Origin of the sequence: Mycobacterium colombiense (genome assembly GCF_001665835.1) — a bacterium.
GTDB lineage: Bacteria > Actinomycetota > Actinomycetes > Mycobacteriales > Mycobacteriaceae > Mycobacterium > Mycobacterium colombiense_A.
The window spans coordinates 1-522 of sequence record NZ_LZSX01000038.1 but is presented as its reverse complement, the minus strand read 5'-3'; the positions used below and the strand labels follow the sequence as shown (position 1 = coordinate 522).

General features: G+C 65.7%; 1 pseudogene. It reads left to right on the top strand.

The features are described 5' to 3' along the window. Positions 1-522 (top strand): annotated as a pseudogene (locus A5760_RS26965) (hypothetical protein); the annotation flags it as partial.

Here is a 522-nt window from a genome sequence, read left to right as displayed (position 1 = left end):
TGCGTGGCCAGCGCATCGAGTTGGGCGAGATCGAAAACACCCTGCTGGCCTGCCCGCAGGTCACCCAGGCCGCGGCCAGCGTGCACCACAGCGACACCGGTCCGCATTTGATCGGCTACATCACGTTGGAGCACACCAGCATTGCCGATGACGATGCCGAATTCGTCGAAGAGTGGCAACAGCTGTATGACGACCTGTACGACGCTGAGGTCGAGGCGCCGGTGTTCGGGATGGATTTCCGTGGCTGGAACAGCAGCTACACCGACGAGCCGATTCCGCTCGAGGAAATGGTGGAGTGGCGTTCGGCCACCGTGAACCGCATCAACGCCCTGCGGCCGCAGCGCGTTTTGGAGCTCGGCGTGGGTTCGGGGCTGCTGTTGTCCCAGATCGCCCCGAACTGTGCCGAGTATTGGGGCACGGACTTTTCGGCGCCGACGATCCAGACGCTGCAGGCGGCGGTGGCCGCGCAGCCGTGGGGGGATCGGGTGCGGTTGCGGGTGCAGCCGGCCGATGTGGCCGACG